Raw genomic sequence first — 15,605 nt, 5'->3', positions numbered from 1 at the left:
GGCTAACGCTGGCCTGCAGTTTCATCGCACCGATAACGGTGTTTGTCCTCGCCGGACGGGCCCAAAGGGGTGTAACGCGACACCCCTCTGGACTCCCTCGCGCCCCGACTCCGTTCGGCCTGCTCCGCAGGCACACTCCGGTACTCACGATCTGGCGGACGCAAAAAAGACTCGCTCCGCTCAGACAGGTTTTTTGCTCTACGCCGCCAGATCCTTCCGTTCCTCGACTCACTCTAACGGGGAAGAGGTCGTACTGATGGCATTGGTGGGTGATCCAGAAGCGAGGGCGGGTATCCGTAGGAGCCTGCCTGCAGGCGATCCGAGCCCAAGCGAGGTAAGGATTCCAGAAACGTGTTTCGAATGGTTGGCTGTTCAACTCACACGGCGATCAGGCATTTCCGGGTTCGGCATGCTTGCAAAGAACAATCTCTCTTCGGTCGCCTCGCTGCGCACGGTTCGTCCCCTGGAAGGGAACTCCTGCAGAGAGAGCAACAGGCAACACGCGATAAGCTCCTGTAAACACACAAAAAAGCCCGCTCGGTCTCCCGGGCGGGCCTTTTATTCGTCAGGCATCTAGCATCAGGCGTCTGGCTTTTAGCTTTCCACCGCCCGGATCTGGCCTGCCAGGTGCGGCTTGATGCCGTCCTTGGCCAGCAGGCGGAAGTCGCTGCCGCCTTTCACTTCCACGTTCTCGAACTTGACGGTGGCCGGGATGAACATGGGCAGCTTGAACTGCACATCCACGGTATAGGCGGTTTCCGGCAGCTGGTTCTGCAGCTCGGCGAGACAGCGGGCCTTGGACCACATGCCGTGGGCAATCTGGCGCTTGAAGCCGAACAGCTTGGCGGACAGCGGGTACAGGTGGATCGGGTTACGGTCACCGGAAACGGCGCCATAACGACGGCCAGTGTCCGCAGGGACCTTCCACTCCACGGTATTCGTTGCCGGTTCAGGCTTGGCCGCTTCCTTCTTCTTGCTGCCGCTACCGCCGCCGCTACGGAAGAAATTCACCGACTCGCTTTCCCACACCCGCTCGCCGCCGGTGCTGATGCTGGTGAAGATGGAAAACTCGTAGCCCTTGTCGACCTTGTTCAGGTTGCCCAGATAGCACTTCACGTTCAGCTGCTCTTTCTCGCTGATCGGGCGGTACTGGGTAATGCTGTTGCGAACGTGCACCAGGCCCATGGCCGGAAACGGAAAGTCATCCGTCATCATCAGGGCCATGTGCAGCGGGAAAGCATGCATGTGCGGATAGGTCACCGGCAGTTTGCCGTCAGCCGCGAAGCCACACACCTTGCGGTAGGCCGCCAGGTGTTTTTCATCCAGTGCCACATCATTCAGGCGCAGCCCCACATTGGGAAGGCTGGGGTTCTTGCCCGGCTTGACGGTGGCGCGCAGCACGGCCTTGGCAAAGTTGACGACCATGGGCGGCGGATTACGCAGTTCGCGGAAGGTGACTTCGCTCATTACAGGTTCCTTTCACGTTGCAAATGGGGCGAAAGCTTGGCCCGGTTGAGGCCACGATTGGAACGCAGTATAGAGCAGGGAAATGGGGGTGCTATTGGCCGAGCAGCCGGCTACAACGGCAGCTTAATCACCGCCGCGTCTATATGAATCAGCTGCTGGGCTGGGAGGATTTCCACTGGGTTACCCCCAGGAAGATCAGGCGTAGCTGCTTCTCGGCCGCAATCAGAACCTGCTGCTGACCGAACTCATCGCTTTCTTCCAGTTCCAGCATTTCCTGGGTGAGCGCGGTGACATTGTTGACCACCAGTGCGGCCATCATCTGCAGGTCTTCCGAGCTGAAATGATTGAGGAACGGGAAACGCGCCATGTCCATGGCCAGCTCATTGGTGAACATGCGGATCTCGCGGCGGATGGCGTTGCGCATGGTGGGGGTGCCGCCAAACAGCTCCTTGGCTACAAACAGGAAGTGGGCGCGGTTCTCGCGGACATAATTGAAGTAGGTTTCCACGGACCCGCGCAGCATGTTTTCGTCCGGGGTCTGTTCCTGGCGCACCTGGCGCATCATCTGGCGCAGGGTACGGAAGGACTCGTCCAGCAATGTCAGGCCCAGGGCGCTCATATCCGGGAAGTGCCGGTAGAAAGCAGTGGGAACCACGCCGGCACGCTTGGTGACTTCACGCAGGCTGAGGCTGGAGAAAGGCGCTTTCTTGACCACCAGATCCAGTGCCGCCGCCATCAGTGCTTCACGGGTCTGCCCCCGTTTCGGCTTGCGGGTCTTGGTGCTGGCTTCTTTGGTCATCGACTCATTCTCTCCAAAATTACGCTGTAAATTCTCTCTTTTGTGGGGCGGTGATGCAACCGATTCCGAAAACGCCTCTGTAAGTGGTTAAAACTGAAGGGTTTTATTTTTTTAGTGAACAGATGTTGACAAAAAGCTCGCCGCAAATAAAAATGAGCACAACTGTTCACTTTAATGGATTTTCCCATGAGCGCAACAACACAGACATCGAGTCGTTTCCAGCAGGGCCTGAGTCGCCTGCTGCAATCCCGTGTTGCCGAGGTGCTGAGCTACCCCCACGGCGTAGATCGCTACCTGGAAGTGTTTAACCCCGTCTGGTCCGCCACGGAAGTGCGTGCCCGGGTGGAAGCGGTACAACACCTCACCGCAGACAGCGTGACCCTGACCCTGAAGCCCAATGCCAATTGGGAAGGGTTCGTTCCCGGGCAATTTGTGCAGCTGACCGTGAGCATCAACGGCAAACTGCACACCCGTTGCTATTCACCGGCCAACTCCCTGCACCGCAAGGATGGCACCATCGAGCTGACCGCCAAGGCCCACGCTGATGGCTTCGTATCCCGCTACCTGCGTGAAGGCGTGCGTATCGGTGATGTGGTGACCCTGTCCCAGGCCGGCGGCGAGTTTGCCCTTCCAGAGCTGCGTCCTGAGCGGGTGCTGCTGATCAGTGGAGGCAGCGGTATCACTCCGGTGATGTCCATGCTGCGCACCCTGTGCGATGAAGGCTTTAAAGGGGATATCACCTTCCTGCATTACGCCAACCGTGCCGAAGACATGATCTATGCCGGTGAAGTGGCCGAGATTGCCAAACGTTTTGACAACGTGACCGTGCTGCGCGCCTTTGCCGATGAGCAGGATGGTGGCGAGCTGAGCGGCCTGTTCTCTAGTGAACACCTGTTCAATTCTGTTCCGGGTTTTGCACAGGCAACCACATTTCTGTGTGGCCCGCCGCCGATGATGGCAGCCGTAGAAAAAGTCTGGGAGGAGCAGGGCATCAGTGACCGACTGCACAAAGAGCAGTTCACCCTGGCCACTGCCGTAGTGGATGACAGTGAATCTGCCGAAGGTGAAGTGCGCTTCGCCCGCAGCGAGACCCTGGTGACCAACGATGGCAACAACCTGCTGGAGCAGGCGGAAGCGGCGGGTCTGACCCCGGAATCCGGCTGCCGTATGGGCATTTGCTACAGCTGCACCTGTAAGAAGACCGCCGGCAAGGTGCGTGATCTGCGCACCGGCGAGATCAGCAGCGGCGATGAAGAAGACATTCAACTTTGCGTTAGCGTGCCGGTGGGCACGGTGACCCTCGATATTTAAAGGAAAGGAGTCAGCATCATGAGTATTTACAGCACCCTGACCCCCGAACAATTCGACGCCATCGGCCAGGAACTGGATGCAATCCGTAACCGCGAGATTGCCGATCTGGGCGAGAAGGACGAGAAGTACATCCGTAACCTGATCAAACGCCAGCGTCAGCTGGAAGTGGCCGGCCGTGGCCTGTTGTTTGCCGGCTTCCTGCCGCCGGCCTGGCTGGCTGGTGTGGCTTGTCTGTCAGCCGCCAAGATCCTGGACAACATGGAGATCGGCCACAACGTCATGCATGGCCAGTACGACTGGATGGGTGACAAGGAAATCAATTCCCGCAAGTTTGACTGGGATAACACCTGTACCAATACCGCGTGGAAGCATACTCACAACTTTGAGCATCACACCTTTACCAACGTGCTCGACAAGGACCACGACATTGGTTACGGCATCCTGCGCATGTCGGAGGATCAGGAGTGGGAGCCGCGCTTCATTCTGAACCCGATCCTGGCGGTGATTCTTTCCACTTTCTTCCAGCACTTCGTGGCCGTACAGAGCCTCAAGCTGGAGGATTACCTGATCTACAAGACCAAGACCAAGGAAGAGCTGAAGGCTGAGTTCAAGCCCACCTGGAAAAAGATGCGCAAGCAGCTGGTGAAAGATTACCTGCTGTTCCCGGCGCTGGCGGGTCCGTTCTTCCCGTTCGTGTTTGCCGGTAACGTGGCCGCCAACCTGGCGCGTAACCTGTGGTCTTCCCAGGTGATCTTCAATGGTCACTTCCCGGAAGAGGTGGAGCAGTTCCCCGAATCCGTTCTGGAAGATGAGAGCCGCGGCCACTGGTATGTGCGCCAGATGCTGGGTTCTGCCAACTTCGAAGGTGGCCGTCTGATGCATATCATGAGCGGTAATCTGAGCTTCCAGATTGAGCATCACCTGTTCCCGGATATTCCGGCGCACCGTTACGCCGCACTTTCGCCGGAAGTGAAAGCGATCTGCGAGAAGTACGGTCTGCCCTATAACACCGGCTCTTTCATGAAGCAGTCGCTGAGTGTCTGGAAGCGTATTTTCAAGATGGCCCTGCCTGGCAAAGCCAAGCCCAGCGACAAGGGACTGCGTGGCAAAGTGGTCGCTTTGATGGGTGAATCTCAGTCAGATTCACGTAAAGCCGCGTGACCCGATAGTCAGTGCCCTGAGCACCCGGTAGAGGCCGGTTAGCTGGTTCCGGCCCTGCCATCCTTATGCTACTCTCAGTCGATCTGAGAGTAGCTTTTTTTATGGGGAACAGGCGAACGCATGGCAGAAATGACGGATTCCGGTGTGCTGTTGCGCATGGCTTACAGGGCCATGGTAAACGCCGGTATTGATGCCGATGCCGTTTTGGCAGAAGTCGGTCTGGACAAATCCATTCTTCAGGTGCCGGATCTGCGCACCCCCCATGATGCCCAGGAGTGGTTCTGGCAGGCACTGGAAAAAGTGTCCGGCGATGAGCACATCGGTCTGCATCTGGGTGAGCACATTCCTGTCTATAAAGGCCAGGTGCTGGAGTACCTGTTCCTTTCCAGCCCGACCTTCGGTGAAGGTATCAAGCGGGCACTGGATTATCAGCGTTTGTTGTCAGATGCCGCCCAGGGTGAACTGTTCGAAGAAGGCGAGCGGGTGTTCCTCAAGCAGATGATCTGGAGCAAGCGCCTCAGCCATCTCAACGAATGCATGATGATGGGTATCATCAAGTTCTTTCGCTTTGTCACTGATGGTGCCTTCGAGCCGCTGGAAATTCATTTCGGCCACTCTCCCCATGCGGATCTGAACGAATATCAACGCCTGTTCGACTGCAGCGTGAAATTTGATATGCCCAGCGTGGGCATGTATTTCGACGCCAGCGTCATGAGCCTGCCTTCTGCGCATCACGAACCGGAGCTGCTGCAATTGCATGAGCAGCTGGCCAGCGAGCAGGTAGCGCGGCTGGAAAAACAGGATCTGGTGGCTCAGGTGAATCGTCTGATCGGCGAGCTGCTGGAATCCGGCCATGCCAATCTGGAAGAAGTGGCCGAACGACTGGGCATCAAGGCGCGCCAGTTGCGTACCCGTCTTGCCGACGCCGGCACCAACTTCAACCAGCTGGTGGCAGATTACCGTTGTCGCCTGGCCAAGCGCCTGCTGGCAGGCACCGACGAGTCCATCGACGAAATCGTTTATCTCACCGGGTTCTCTGAGCCGTCTACTTTCTACCGCGCATTCAAACGCTGGGTGGGCATGACCCCGATTGAGTACCGCAAGCTGAAGGCAGAAGAGGACGCTGCAGCCGGTTGACTCTGTTCCGGCTCGATAATTGCTAACGAAGAAAATCATAAGGGCGCGTTCAGCGCCTTTTTGCTGTCTGGAAGCAGACAGCATCACTGTCTGCCAATGGAGATTCGCTTGAAAGAGTTGATGCGAAAAATCTGCTATCCGATTCTCGCTTTGTTCGAGGGTGAGGATGATACGGTCTATGCTTACCGCCAGTCCTACCGCAAGATTCTTGCCGGGGTGGCCACCCTGTTCCTGATTCTGGCTGCCGGATCGCTGGCCATGACCCTGTCTTCAGGGTTGATGGGGGGATTGATCCCGGTGGTGTTCTTCGGCGGTGCCGGGCTGGTGTGCGTGATCGTTGCCTGGCTGGGCAGTGATCAGGCGGTGGCAAGGATCTGGAAGAATCGTTGAGCTACGAGCTACGCTCGATTTGATGATAAAACCCGGAAAAGCTCCCGGGGCATCGAGATTTCTGCGAAGCCGCTGTAGGAGCTTGCCTGCAAGCGATCCGAGCCTGAGCGAGGCATGGATACCAGAGACGCTGTTAGCACTTCAGGAACTTGATGTGCGAATCTGCGCTTGCTGTGGCTCCCACCTGCATGACTCGAGCCTGCTGATATGTCATCGCACTATGACATGTGCGTGTCCTCGCCGGACGGGCCCAAAGGGGGAACTGGCTCCCCCTCTGGACTCCCCGCCACCCCGACTCCGTTCGACCTGCTCCGCAGGCACACTCCGGTACTCAGGATCTGGCGGACGCAAAAAGGACTCGCTCCGCTCAGACAGGTTTTTTGCTCTACGCCGCCAGATCCTTCCGTTCCTCGACTCACTCTAACGGGGAAGATGCCGTGCTGATGGCATTGGCGTTCTTTTTCTCGCGCAAAGGTTTGAGATAGCTGTAGGAGCCTGCCTGCAGGCGATCCGAGCCCAAGCGAGGTAAGGATTGCAGAAACGCGTTTCGAATGGTTGGCTGTTCAACTCACACGGCGATTAGGCATTTCCGGGTTAGGCATGCTTGCAAAGAACAATCTCTCTTCGGTCGCCTCGCTGCACTCGGTTCGTCCCCTGGAAGGGACTCCTACAGCACGGATCTGACGTGGTTGCAGAAGAGGGTGGGCTGGCGATGCTAGCAAAGCGCCACTGCGGTTTTGCGTGTTGCGAGAAGCGTGCAGCCGCCGCGGATCAGCCACAAAAAAAGCCCCGCATTGCGGGGCTTTTTCGTATTGGCGGTGAGGGAGGGATTCGAACCCTCGATACGTTTCCGTATACACACTTTCCAGGCGTGCTCCTTCGGCCACTCGGACACCTCACCTTAAACTGTTTTCACTGCCGGGCAGTGATGGAGCAGGGCCTGTGGGCCGAATGCCTTGCTCACTATTGAGGGCGCGTAGAGTACCGGAGGGTGGGGGTGCTGGCAAGTGTTGTCGGGCCGGTTGTTCAGGGTTTGAGCAAATTAGCGCCTGGCCAGGTAGGCAGCAGTGAATTCACAGACCGTTTTGCCGTCATCGCCACATCCCACGGCGGTGATACGCAGGGAGGCCTTGCCACGTGCCTCCAGCCGTTGTTCGAATCGCTGGCGTTGTTCGGTGGTTACGGTAATACGCAGATCGCTGTCCAGTGGCAGGGTGTACTTGAGCTGGGTTTCCACCGCCACCACATCCGCCGGGAGGTCGCACTGATGAGCCAGCAGGGTGGTCAGGCTCCAGCCGGCCAGTGTCAGCAGGGCAGATTGACTGCCGGCAAAGAAGGTGCCCTTGTCATTATGATTGGGCCCCAGAGGGGCGCAGAGCACCAGGCGGTCGCCATCAAATTCCTCAAAGCGGAAATGCAGATGGCGGGTCAGGGGAATGGCATCACGAACCTGTTCGGCCAGGGTGTCCAGAGAGATCATGGCAGCTCACGGATAAAGTCAGCGGGGGATTCGTCTGGCAGGCTTTTCAGGCTGCTGGCCGGGGTGCCCAGGTACAGGTAGGCAATGACCTGATCCTTGGGCGCAAAGCCCAGCTTCTTCTTGGCCATATCCGAGTTGGCCATGGCACCGGTGCGCCACATGGCACCAATGCCCAGTTCATAGGCGGCCAGCATCATGTTCTGTACCGACGCACCCACTGCCAGCATCTGCTCCCAGGCGGGGATCTTGTGGTTTTCGGTGATCTCGGCCACGGCAACGATGATGGTGGGGGCACGCAGGGCCTTGTTGCGGGCAATCTCCCGGGTCCGTTTGTCGGCCTGGGGCTGCTCTTCCAGTAATTGGGCTTCCATGATGTCGCCAAGACGCTCTCGCTGATCACCGCTCAGCACAATAAAGCGCCAGGGGCGCAGCAGGCCATGATCCGGCGCGCGGATGGCGGCACGCAGCAGCATGTCCAGCTGGCTGTCGCTGGGGCCGGGTTCCTGCAGCCGGGGGCTGGAAACGCGGGTAGTGAGGGCGGTGATGGTGTCCATTCATGGCTCCTGTAACGAGGCGGCAATGGTAGCCTGAAACGCAAATCAGTCCCACCCAGCGCATTCAGAGGCAAAATTGATCACGCTGGTCAGGCCAGCCTTTTTTCTTAGATGGGAACGCGCTAAGCTTCGCAAAAACTCCGTGAAGCGGTTCACATGACCTCCACGCCTAAAAAGAAAGCTCGCCGTCCACAGATCGGACCCATGGAGCGGGCACGCCGTCAGGCCAACTACATTCGTCTGCTTGCCTTTCTGGTAGCGGTGATGATGTTGGTGGTGGGGCTCAAGCTGGGGCTTTATCCCGAGTTGTATCTGCTTGGGATAGCCGGTCTGCTGACGTACCCGTTGATGGCGCAGGGAATCCTTTTTGTTGGCCACCGGCGAGATGTGCCCGAGAAATTCGTCCATCAGGCCCTGATGCAAGTGGATGCGTTCATCATCGGCATGACCTGTGCGTTACTCCACTTCGCGCTGGTACCCTCTTTGGTGCTGTTGATCATCGTCCATGCCAATGCCGTGGCCAGCGGGGGGCTAAAGCCCTGGTTGCTGAACCTGCTGATGACCGCCATTGGTGCGGTTACATTGGGCATGATGCTGGGCTTTCCGTTCATTTCTCCCGAGCAACCGATACCGGCCGTCATGACGGTGGTTTCCCTGCTCGGTCTGGGGGTCTATGTGGGGGCCTCCTCGGCGTTTGCCCACTATCAGGCCCGTTACCTCAAGCAGGCCCAGGAACTGGTGCGGCGTCAGCAGCAGCAGGCGGTGGAATTGTCACGCAAGCTGGCCAAGTACCTGCCGCCGCAGATCTGGGGCTCTATGTTTTCCGGCAAGCGCGATGCCAAACTGGAAACCCGCCGAAAGCGCCTCACGGTGTTCTTTTCCGACATCAAGGGCTTTAGTGCGATCTCCGAGGAGCTGCCGCTGGAAACCCTGACCAGCATGCTCAATTCCTACCTCAGTGAAATGACCCGCATTGCCCTTCGTCATGGTGGCACCATCGACAAATTCATCGGCGATGCGGTGATGGTGTTCTTCGGTGACCCCAACAGCGAGGGGGCCATTGAGGATGCCTACCGCTGTGTCATGATGGGAATCGAGATGCAGGAGCAGATGAAGTTGCTGCGTCAGCGCTGGAAGCGAGAGGGCATCGACCACAAGCTGGAGATCCGTATCGGTATCAACACCGGCTATGTGACGGTGGGCAATTTCGGCACCGACTCTCGTATGGATTACACCATTCTGGGTACCGATGTGAATCTGGCCAGCCGACTGGAATCTGCCTGTCGTCCAGGCGGGGTGCTGATTTCGGAAGCCACCCAGGAGCTGGTCAAGGATCGTATCCAGTGCCGCAACATGGGCGACATTCAGGTAAAAGGCTTTAATCGTCCCATTCCGGTGTTCGAGGCCATGGGGGCGAAGAAAGATGCTGGTGCAAAGAACCGCTATGTTTCTGCCCAGACTGCGGGTTTCGGTATCCACCTGGATGTGGAACGGATCCGTAATTTCGACAAGAACACCATCCTCAAGACCTTGGCCCGTTCTGCCACGGAACTGAAAAAGGAAATTGCCGTGGCGGTGAACTACGAAGCCGAAGGCTTCAGCCTGCATGTGGACAGCAAGGCCATCAAAAAGCGCGAACGCGACCGCATCATCGACATGATGGGGCGTGCGGCGAAGCGGGTGCAGACGCAGGTGCGGGTTTGAAGGAGCTACAAGTTTCAAGCTGCAAGCTACAACGCGAGGAAATGCCTACCTTAACGAGAGATGCTGTTGCTCCGCGCTGAGAGTTATTCAGAGGCTCTTTAATGAAAAAGCCACGCCCATGGGCGTGGCTTTTTTGATTTTAGCTTGCGGCTTGCCGCTTTTTTAATTCAACGGATAACTTGTCCAGCCGTCGGTCCAGTTCTGCGCGCTGCCCGGGCGGATGGCGCCGAGGTAGTCTGCGGCTTCGTCCCAGAACTCCCCCTGGGGGATCGGGCTTGCACCGTTGCGGGCCGGGGAGCGGGCGCTGGGCGCGAAGTCCGGGTGTGACAGGCTGTAGGCATCGCGGGTGAGTAGCGGGTCTGTCCCGAACTGCGCGCTGATGGCGCTGCTCTGGAAGTAGCGTCTCTCGTCGAAGCCTCCATCATCATCGCTGTCCAGGTTTTCTGCATCGAAGAAAGTCAGGCCGCGGCTGCCCACTTTATGCACCATCATGCTGTTGAAAGTCAGTTGGCCATTGGTGATCCTTTCCACGGTCTCGCTGCCTTTGATATCAATGGTCTCACCGGAGAAGCCATCAATGATCACGTTATGGAAATGCCCGCCGGTGCCGACCTTCAGGGTCATGGCTCGGTGGTATTTTTCATGGCTGCGGGGGCTGATCAGGGTCAGGTTGTAGAGCGTCGGTTCTGATATGGGAGTGGCGTCCGGGTTGGCTTTCAGGTTGTCACCTTCAAACGCGTTATCGCCCAGGTTGGGGTGTTGCTGCGCCACCAGGAACTGAACATTGCCGCGCCAGCCCATATCCCAGTCCAGTGAGTCATCGCCGGCCCCGGTAATCACGATATGTTTCAGGTTGACGGTGCCACCAAACACTTCAATGCCATCATCCAGTGCGCGGTGAACCTGTACGTTGCGAACGATGGTATTGCTGCCACAGCCACCCAGGGTCAAGCCGTTAAGTTCATTATTGGCGTAGACCTCGAAGCCGGCATATTCAATACGGGTGTATTCCATTACTCCACAGGAGGATTCCGCATCGCGGCCGCCAAACTGGCCGCGGGTATCGCCGTGGGGAATGCCTTCAATTTGTGCGTTCGCCACATTTACCGGGGCACTGCCAAGCAGAACAACACCACCCCAGTCACCGGGAGTGCGGGTGCCTGGCGCCTGATTGCTGGTGAAGACAATAGGCGCATTTTGCTGGCCGCGGGCAAAAAGGGTGGCATCGCGGGTGATGACCAGTGCCGATCCTGGCCTGCCCTCAATGCGGGTGCCGGGCTCGATGGTCAGGCTGCTGTTGCCCTCCACATAGACGATACCATCGAGAATCCAGGTGGTATTGGCCGTCCAGGTGTGAGCGCCGGTCAGTGATCCCTGCACCACATGACGGCCAGCAAGCGCCTCATGAAGTGGTCTGTAGGCAAAGAAGCCAATCACGCCGAGCATCACCGCGGCCAGTGCCAACCAGGTGTAGGTGCCCCTGTGCTTGTGGCTCTTGCGCTGCGAAGTAACGTTCTGGTTCAGGGTTTCCGCGATGTCCGGATTGGTCAGCGGTGGGGTGGGCTTGCCAGCGCCGGGTTTCTTGTTGAGCAATACGCCGTCGCGGTTGGCCTGTTGCAGTTTCTGGCCCAGCGCCCGGATCTTGCGATTGTCACTCTGTGTGGCGCGCTTGATGATTTCTGCCCGGTAAACCGGGTCGTTGAGTAGCGTATTGAAATGAACAAAGCGCAGGCTGCTGTCATTTTCCTGATCAAAATTCTGTTTGAGTTGCCATAGCAACTCAACCAGTTGTGCACGCGGTGACGAAACTGCATCCACCATAAACCCCCCAATGGATTCGGCGAAAATTCGAAAAAACAAGAATGGGCGGGAGTATGAAAAAAAAGGATGACAGGAAGGTGACAAGTGGCACGCAACACGCAACACGCAACACGCAACACGCAACACGCAACACGCAACACGCAACACGCAACACGCAACACGCAACACGCAACACGCAACACGCAACACGCAACACGCAACACGCAATTGGATTAGGAAAACCCAAAAAGTTCCCGAGCTCCTGCATTTCTACGAAGCTGCTGTAGGAACGTAGCGCAGCGGAGTAACGCACGCAGTGCGGCCCCTAAGGGGTGAGCGAAGCGAATACGCAACTTGAGGTGCGAACCGAGCGACAGCGAGGAACTGAGATGCAGCTGGCACCTGTCTTCGTTGGAACCCGTAGGAGCCTGACTGCAGGCGATCCGAGCCTCGGAGAGGTGATTCGGTCACGCCGGCAACGACCTTGATGAAAGGTGCCGTTTGCTGCCAGGCAACGGCGGAGATCGCCTTCGGCGATTTCCGCCCTACACTTTATTCTGAGGCACGAAGATTACTGCCCCAGAATAAAGTCCGCGCCTTTTTCCGCAATCATCACTGTCGGGGCATTGGTGTTACCACCAACCAGTGTCGGCATGATGGACGCATCGATAACCCGAAGGCCTTCCAGACCGTGCACTCGCAGCTGGCTGTCCACCACGGCCATGTCGTCGTTGCCCATTTTGCAGGTGCCAACCGGGTGGTAAATGTTGTCGCATTTGCGGCGCAGGAAGTCGCGCAGCTCGTCGTCACTTTGCACGTCTTTACCCGGGAAAATTTCTTCGCCGCGCCATTGCGCGAGCGCATCCTGGCCCATGATGCGGCGCACTTCCTTGAGGCCGCGCAGCATGCCTTCCATGTCGTCAGGATGTTCCAGAAAGCGCGGATCAATCAGGGCCGGAGAGCGGGGATTGGCGTCGCGCAGGGTAATGTTGCCGCGGCTCTTGGGGCGCAGGATGCAGACGTGCCCGGAATATCCATGGCCCATGCTGAAGCCCAGGTTCAGGCCGTGGTTATCGAGACGGGCAGCAGTCAGGTGTAGCTGCAGATCGGGAATCGGCTCTTCCGGACGGGATTTGATAAAACCACCGGCCTCGGCCACGTTGGAAGTAAGTTGCCCGCTGCGACGGTAGAAGAAATCAAACACGCCTTTCAGGCCGGTAACCAGCAGGGATAGCGGATCCAGACTGAGAGTGTCACGTTGCAGACTCTTGTGTACCACCAACACATCCGGGTGATCCTGCAGGTTTTCACCCACGCCAGGCAGATCATGCACCAGCGGAATATTGTGTTCGGCCAGCTCGGCAGCCGGGCCCACGCCTGACAGTTTGAGTACCTGGGGGGAGTTGATGGAGCCGCCGGAAAGAATCACTTCACGGCTGGCTTTCAGGGTTCGGATCTGACCGTTATGTTCTACTTCCACGCCCACAGCGCGCTTGCCTTCAAACAACACACGGTTGGCCAGACAGCTGGTGAGAATGGTCAGGTTGGGACGGTCCATGACCGGATGAAGGTAGGCGCGGGAAACACCACAGCGCTCGCCATCTTTCTGGTTGACCTTGTACAGGCCGACACCTTCCTGAACATCGTTGTTGAAATCATCGGTTTGCGGGTGGCCTGCTTCCACGCCAGCCTTGATGAAGGCGTTGCTCACCGGGTGCGAGTAGCGCAGGTTGGCGATATTCAGCTTGCCACCGGTGCCGTGGAATTCGTTTTCCCCGTCTTCATAGTGCTCGGAGCGCTTGAACACCGGCAGAACCTCGTCATAACTCCACCCTTCATTGCCGAGCTCTGCCCAGTGATCGTAATCCCACTTGTGGCCGCGGGTGTAGCACATGGCATTGACCGCAGAAGAGCCACCCAGGGTCTTGCCCCGGGGGATATAGATCTGGCGGTTGTTGAGCGCTTTTTGCGGTACGGTGTAGTAACGCCAGTTGCGGGCGTTGGAGCGCATCATCAGGATGATGCCGGCAGGAATGCGGATAAACAGGCTGTTGTCCGCAGGCCCGGCTTCCAGCAGGCAGACCCGGTTATCCGGGTTTTCTGAAAGACGATTTGCCAGCACGCAGCCGGCAGATCCGGCACCGACGATGATGTAATCAAACTCCATGGGTTGTCCTCAACAAATATGAAAGGCGGAAAGCACAGGCTGGAAAGGTGTTGCCTGTTCCGCGTAAACAGTATGTCTATTTTAGGAAAAAAGCCGATGAAAACGAGGCTTGTGAGCGACCCGCTGGTCGAATGTTTACTGATCACTGTCGGGATGTCGTTGGCCTTCTGGCCGGTATCCGCGGTTTCACAGGTCCCCGAGGGTTGGCAGTCGGTGCGATTTGCAGGAGAAACGCAGTACCAATTCGACGCTGAGGCAGATTGCTGGCAGGCACACGCGTCGGGTAGTGCGTCTGGCTTGGTGTTAGAAGAAGAGGTGAATCTGGCGGCTTCTCCCTGGCTGCATTGGCAGTGGAAGGCGCCAGCGATGACTGACTGGCCGGCCGTGGATGAAAAGCGCAAAGAGGGTGATGACTTTCAGGCCCGGGTCTATGTGATCCGCAAAGGCTGGCTACCGTGGCAGACCCGGGCCATCAATTATGTCTGGTCCCGCCAATATCCCGCGGGCAGCCACTGGCCCAATCCGTTTGCAGGCCAGGCTCACATGGTGGTGGTGCAAGGCCCGGGGCCGGCACCGGGATGGCAAAGCTTTTCCCGGAATGTGCGTGAGGATTTTCGACGCTTCCACCAACTGGAGGTGGCGTCGGTGGATGCAGTGGCGATCATGACGGATGGAGATAACACCGGATCCAGTGTGTCTGCCTGCTACCGTTTACCTGCATTCCGCCCCCGGCCATAACTACCGGGTTGCGAGCACAGCGCTGCGCTGGTTATTATTTGAGCGTCTGTGGTTAGGCTGTCGAGGCAGGTTAACCACAGATTCCACAGCAAAGGCATGGCGATAGTGTTGTTTGGTTCGCAACGACCAGGCTCTCCCTTCCCAGACACCGTCTGCCGGCTTCCCTGTCTCCGCTTCTCCGTTTTTTCCGGTTCCGGCTGTCGCCGAACCGTCATCACTGCATGCTTACTATCGCTATCGACCCCATTTCTTCCAAATCTGTCTCGTTCGAAAAACAATGGCACTGGAGAGCTTGCCCATGAGTGAACGCATCCTGAGGCTGGACAAGGGGGGCACCCCGATTGAATGGCTGGACTGGCAGATGGCCGCCACACTGTATGCAAGGGGGCTGGTCACCTGGACGCTGGGTGAGGTGATTTATCGGCCCCGGGGGGGGATATGCCGGCATACCGGTGAGCGTTCCTCTCTGGAGTTGCATTCCATCATCGCCTGCGACGGGGTGATTCATGGTCACCGACGACAGGCCCCGCCACTGACCAACCGCGCGCTGTTTCGCCGCGACCAGCAACTCTGCCTTTATTGCGGTAAGCCGTTCCCGGAACGGGCCCTCACCCGTGACCACATTGTGCCCACCTCCCGTGGAGGGAGAGATATCTGGTCCAATGTGGTGTCGGCCTGCCGGCGCTGTAACCAGCGCAAGGGGAGTCGGCGGCTGGAGGCAATCGAGATGGAATTGTTGGCGCTGCCCTACGTGCCCAACATGGCGGAATATCTGGCTTTGATTAACAGTCACCGCATCCGCGGAGACCAGATGGATTTTCTGCGGCCCCAGTTTGGCAAGGAAAGTCGTCTTGCTCATGCTTTAGTATGAATTAGCCGATGATGTAACCTTATTTT

At 57.8% G+C, this 15,605-nt stretch carries 13 protein-coding genes and 1 tRNA gene; 7 read left to right on the top strand and 7 right to left on the bottom strand.

Annotation, left to right across the window (positions count from 1 at the left end; genetic code table 11):
- Positions 1–594: 594 nt before the first annotated feature.
- Complete coding sequence (locus tag MWU49_RS04265) at positions 595–1,467, bottom strand: MaoC/PaaZ C-terminal domain-containing protein (RefSeq protein ID WP_246968579.1); 873 nt, start codon at positions 1,465–1,467, stop codon at positions 595–597.
- A 148-nt stretch (positions 1,468–1,615) separates the two neighbouring features.
- The gene (locus MWU49_RS04260; protein WP_246968577.1) at positions 1,616–2,266 is read right to left on the bottom strand and encodes a TetR family transcriptional regulator; all 651 of its coding nucleotides are present in this window, start codon (positions 2,264–2,266) and stop codon (positions 1,616–1,618) included.
- A gap of 186 nt (positions 2,267–2,452) precedes the next feature.
- Here MWU49_RS04260 and MWU49_RS04255 point away from each other — a divergent pair, with 186 nt between their 5' ends.
- The 4 genes from MWU49_RS04255 (at position 2,453) to MWU49_RS04240 (ending at position 6,265) form a co-directional block, all read left to right on the top strand.
- On the top strand, positions 2,453–3,577 hold the full coding sequence (locus MWU49_RS04255) for a ferredoxin reductase (RefSeq protein WP_246968575.1): 1,125 nt from the start codon (positions 2,453–2,455) through the stop codon (positions 3,575–3,577).
- Positions 3,578–3,595: 18 nt separating this feature from the next.
- Positions 3,596–4,738, top strand: a complete 1,143-nt coding sequence (locus MWU49_RS04250; protein ID WP_246968574.1) for an acyl-CoA desaturase — start codon at positions 3,596–3,598, stop codon at positions 4,736–4,738.
- A gap of 120 nt (positions 4,739–4,858) precedes the next feature.
- A complete protein-coding gene (locus MWU49_RS04245; RefSeq protein WP_246968572.1) occupies positions 4,859–5,875 on the top strand; it encodes an AraC family transcriptional regulator in 1,017 nt (338 codons plus the stop codon).
- A gap of 108 nt (positions 5,876–5,983) precedes the next feature.
- On the top strand, positions 5,984–6,265 hold the full coding sequence (locus tag MWU49_RS04240) for a hypothetical protein (protein ID WP_246968570.1): 282 nt from the start codon (positions 5,984–5,986) through the stop codon (positions 6,263–6,265).
- A gap of 813 nt (positions 6,266–7,078) precedes the next feature.
- On the opposite strand, the gene MWU49_RS04235 is transcribed toward MWU49_RS04240, so the two are convergent.
- From MWU49_RS04235 to MWU49_RS04225, 3 genes are all read right to left on the bottom strand, one after another.
- Positions 7,079–7,166: transfer RNA gene (locus MWU49_RS04235), tRNA-Ser, on the bottom strand.
- Between the two features lie 141 nt (positions 7,167–7,307).
- On the bottom strand, positions 7,308–7,745 hold the full coding sequence (locus tag MWU49_RS04230; RefSeq protein ID WP_246968568.1) for a YiiD C-terminal domain-containing protein: 438 nt from the start codon (positions 7,743–7,745) through the stop codon (positions 7,308–7,310).
- Complete coding sequence (locus MWU49_RS04225; protein WP_246968566.1) at positions 7,742–8,299, bottom strand: nitroreductase; 558 nt, start codon at positions 8,297–8,299, stop codon at positions 7,742–7,744. Before MWU49_RS04225 ends, MWU49_RS04230 begins: the two co-directional genes overlap by 4 nt.
- A gap of 204 nt (positions 8,300–8,503) precedes the next feature.
- On the opposite strand from MWU49_RS04225, the gene MWU49_RS04220 reads away from it, so the two are divergent.
- Positions 8,504–10,003 carry an adenylate/guanylate cyclase domain-containing protein gene (locus MWU49_RS04220; RefSeq protein WP_246968564.1) on the top strand — a complete coding sequence of 500 codons (1,500 nt, stop codon included), beginning with the start codon at positions 8,504–8,506 and terminating at the stop codon, positions 10,001–10,003.
- Between the two features lie 162 nt (positions 10,004–10,165).
- Here MWU49_RS04220 and MWU49_RS04215 read toward each other — a convergent pair whose 3' ends face one another.
- The gene (locus MWU49_RS04215) at positions 10,166–11,824 is read right to left on the bottom strand and encodes a hypothetical protein (RefSeq protein WP_246968561.1); all 1,659 of its coding nucleotides are present in this window, start codon (positions 11,822–11,824) and stop codon (positions 10,166–10,168) included.
- Positions 11,825–12,374: 550 nt separating this feature from the next.
- The gene (locus MWU49_RS04210; RefSeq protein WP_246968558.1) at positions 12,375–13,970 is read right to left on the bottom strand and encodes a choline dehydrogenase; all 1,596 of its coding nucleotides are present in this window, start codon (positions 13,968–13,970) and stop codon (positions 12,375–12,377) included.
- An 18-nt stretch (positions 13,971–13,988) separates the two neighbouring features.
- Between MWU49_RS04210 and MWU49_RS04205 the strand changes: the two genes are divergently transcribed.
- Positions 13,989–14,708: a DUF3047 domain-containing protein gene (locus MWU49_RS04205; RefSeq protein WP_348646689.1), complete on the top strand. Its 720-nt coding sequence runs from the start codon at positions 13,989–13,991 to the stop codon at positions 14,706–14,708.
- A 298-nt stretch (positions 14,709–15,006) separates the two neighbouring features.
- The gene (locus tag MWU49_RS04200; RefSeq protein WP_246968555.1) at positions 15,007–15,579 is read left to right on the top strand and encodes an HNH endonuclease; all 573 of its coding nucleotides are present in this window, start codon (positions 15,007–15,009) and stop codon (positions 15,577–15,579) included.
- Positions 15,580–15,605: the final 26 nt, after the last annotated feature.

It is taken from the genome of Alcanivorax sp. S6407 (assembly GCF_023016115.1).
Taxonomy (GTDB): domain Bacteria; phylum Pseudomonadota; class Gammaproteobacteria; order Pseudomonadales; family Alcanivoracaceae; genus Alcanivorax.
This window is presented reverse-complemented; position numbering and strand designations above follow the sequence as displayed.

Excerpts from the sequence above, each read along its gene's own strand:
- MWU49_RS04215 (WP_246968561.1), bottom strand. The coding sequence starts at position 11,824 with ATGGTGGATGCAGTTTCGTCACCGCGTGCACAACTGGTTGAGTTGCTA.
- MWU49_RS04200 (WP_246968555.1), top strand. The coding sequence starts at position 15,007 with ATGAGTGAACGCATCCTGAGGCTGGACAAGGGGGGCACCCCGATTGAA.
- MWU49_RS04245 (WP_246968572.1), top strand. The coding sequence starts at position 4,859 with ATGGCAGAAATGACGGATTCCGGTGTGCTGTTGCGCATGGCTTACAGG.
- MWU49_RS04205 (WP_348646689.1), top strand. The coding sequence starts at position 13,989 with ATGAAAGGCGGAAAGCACAGGCTGGAAAGGTGTTGCCTGTTCCGCGTA.
- MWU49_RS04265 (WP_246968579.1), bottom strand. The coding sequence starts at position 1,467 with ATGAGCGAAGTCACCTTCCGCGAACTGCGTAATCCGCCGCCCATGGTC.
- MWU49_RS04220 (WP_246968564.1), top strand. The coding sequence starts at position 8,504 with ATGGAGCGGGCACGCCGTCAGGCCAACTACATTCGTCTGCTTGCCTTT.
- MWU49_RS04230 (WP_246968568.1), bottom strand. The coding sequence starts at position 7,745 with ATGATCTCTCTGGACACCCTGGCCGAACAGGTTCGTGATGCCATTCCC.
- MWU49_RS04255 (WP_246968575.1), top strand. The coding sequence starts at position 2,453 with ATGAGCGCAACAACACAGACATCGAGTCGTTTCCAGCAGGGCCTGAGT.
- MWU49_RS04210 (WP_246968558.1), bottom strand. The coding sequence starts at position 13,970 with ATGGAGTTTGATTACATCATCGTCGGTGCCGGATCTGCCGGCTGCGTG.
- MWU49_RS04225 (WP_246968566.1), bottom strand. The coding sequence starts at position 8,299 with ATGGACACCATCACCGCCCTCACTACCCGCGTTTCCAGCCCCCGGCTG.
- MWU49_RS04260 (WP_246968577.1), bottom strand. The coding sequence starts at position 2,266 with ATGACCAAAGAAGCCAGCACCAAGACCCGCAAGCCGAAACGGGGGCAG.
- MWU49_RS04250 (WP_246968574.1), top strand. The coding sequence starts at position 3,596 with ATGAGTATTTACAGCACCCTGACCCCCGAACAATTCGACGCCATCGGC.